Source organism: Klebsiella sp. 28 (assembly GCF_018223905.1).
Lineage (GTDB): Bacteria > Pseudomonadota > Gammaproteobacteria > Enterobacterales > Enterobacteriaceae > Klebsiella > Klebsiella pneumoniae.
In genome coordinates this window covers 1-2,510 of record NZ_JAGRQY010000284.1, presented here as the reverse complement: position 1 = coordinate 2,510, position 2,510 = coordinate 1, and the positions used below count along the sequence as shown (strand labels likewise).

Genomic DNA, 2,510 nt, shown 5'->3' with positions numbered 1-2,510 from the left:
CAATAACAAGTTGTTTAATTTTTTTTTGGGGGGGGGGAGCCCCCCAAATTTTCTTAATCAAGATAGCTCTCGTCTTCCTCATATCGACATTGAACGTAATATTTACCCACATCCCTAAGTGTCCATTTCTTGATCAGGTTTGCTTGTTGCAACGCAGACAGAAATAACTCCGCCTCTTGAGGTTTATCAAGATTCAATGTTGCGCTCTTTTGATAAAATATTTTTGTGTATTCTTTTTCTTCCAACCTACTCACGAAGTGTGCAATCTCCGTTCTGCTACGGTAACCATTTTTTAATAATTTAATTATTACATAAATAGTGAAATTATCATCTGTAGATGTATTAACTAAGGCAATAAGTCCCTCATTAGAAATAGTTAATTCCTCAAATAAAGATAGCTCATAATGCTCACGGCATTTGAATAAAATTGAAGATTTTTCTTGCAAAGTGAATACATGGGAATTATTAATTCCAATCAATGACTCCTTAAAAAAAACATCATCTTGATTAACGCAAAGATAATATTCTATATTGGGGAAAAAATTGTCTTTAAATTGTGAAAACCACAAAACAAATGGCTCGATTCTTTTCAAATCATTATTCGAAATAAAATATTGTATGGCTTGTTTAAAAGTCTCGGGATCCAGTTCTATTTTTCTATTTTTTATCAAGCGGTAAAGGTTTTTCAAACTCATGCGCTCATCCCAGTGATGGGTATTAATATAAACTGGCTCTAATATGGCAGCATACGCGCTATCACTGAGGTTATCATTGCAGATAACTTTCATATATAGAAGGTCATAGCGATCTCCTTCCATCAAATTTATTGCCTCTTGGCTTAATACATCAGCATAATTTTCAATATACTGCGTTAGTATCTCAAGGTTGCACTCTTCGCAAATATAGGCCAATAACGCTTCCCATCCTGGCGTTACATGATCATATCGATAGAACAGATCGTGATATGATAATTCGTTACCATCAACATCAATATATTCTGGGAATTCATTTAGCCCGGTCACGGTGAATTGCATTTTTTCGAGTATTAAGATTTTGAGTTCATCGCTGAGATCTGAATGTGTAATCACTGAAACAATAGCATTACTGCTTTCTTTTGAGTCTATAAAAATATCTTTTACAAAGATATTAATGTTGTCGTTTACGTAAACTTTTATTTTGGAAAGTTGATGTTTATCCAATAATGACCACGGTAAATCATCTACCATTTCACAAGTAACATTGTCACTCTGCAATAATCCAGCAACAACAACTCGATAAGTGGCCCTGTCCAGAGGGTACATTTGATGATCGCCAATGAAATTCAAGGCTTTCATTTCATTCGGAGTAACTGGCAAGTAAATATCATGATAAATAACTTGAAGTTGTTCTATATTGTGAAGAAAATATTGAAGATTGTTAGGTTCTACTTCAGAGACTAAACTGAAACCAAGATCCTCGATAAATTTTTGATAGTTTTTTTGATCAGTAGATATATCCGGTGAAACTAAAGCTATCATTTTCGAAGCAATTGATTTGGAAATAGCGTTATGTTCCTGTTCCTTAAGAACGGAGATCATCTTATCCAGATACTTATTTTCACTCAGTGAGGAGACTACTAAACGAGTAAAATAATCAACGTTAATAAAACGGTCTTCTAATATCTTAAAAATAGCTATTATTACTGATGCAGGTTGACGAAAAATCATCGCTATCATCGCCGACAAGGTTTTATGATCTTGGTTATCTTGACTATCAAGTAAAAAGGCAATGATTTGATGATGTAATGCACCTTCACGATATTGGTAATGTTGACCAACCAGTTCGGCTAACACATCTTTAGAATTATCCAACAAGAAGGTTTGGTTTGCCTCTTCGCATCCGATGTAGCGACCAACCGCTTTAATATAGTCGTTGTCATTAGCAGAGATCGTCCCCTGATTAAAGATGGAGCGGAACATCATAAAATCCTGCATGATGTATCCATTGGTTAGTAAATAGTAGAGCGCTTCAAAACCACCGAAGCGGAATCCATTGCGAATAGTCTCTAACTGCTCTGGATCTATTATTGTTCTATCATCGCATGTTGCAATATATTCTTCAGCAATTGTTCTAAAGTTTTCCCAACCAATTATCTTCAGTAAATTCGCTAAAGAAATAGCATTCCTGGTTCGAATGTTTTCTTTCAGTTCTTCAATTTCTTTTGTTGTTTTTTTATATGCATCATCTCTATTGCTGGAAATAAGAATATTTCTTTGTTTGTACTCTTCAATTATCGAAGTTGAGTCAATCTTAGCTAATTGGTGCTGATTTCCATTAAATGGATATCCTATATAAAGTGACGAGTTTTGTTCAAAGTAGTTGATAAATTCATGTTCACTATTATAAAAGCTTTCTGCTGAGAACTTTATATAACGCTGATGATAATTCCCTGTATCTTTTATAAAATAAACTATAGGCCATAATTCTGGGGAAATAAATCTACTAATAATCTGTTTACGTAATTCTGCATC

General features: G+C 34.0%; 1 pseudogene. It reads right to left on the bottom strand.

The features are described from left to right. Positions 1 to 53: 53 nt before the first annotated feature. Positions 54 to 2,510: pseudogene (locus KHQ28_RS28320) on the bottom strand (DNA-binding protein); the annotation flags it as partial.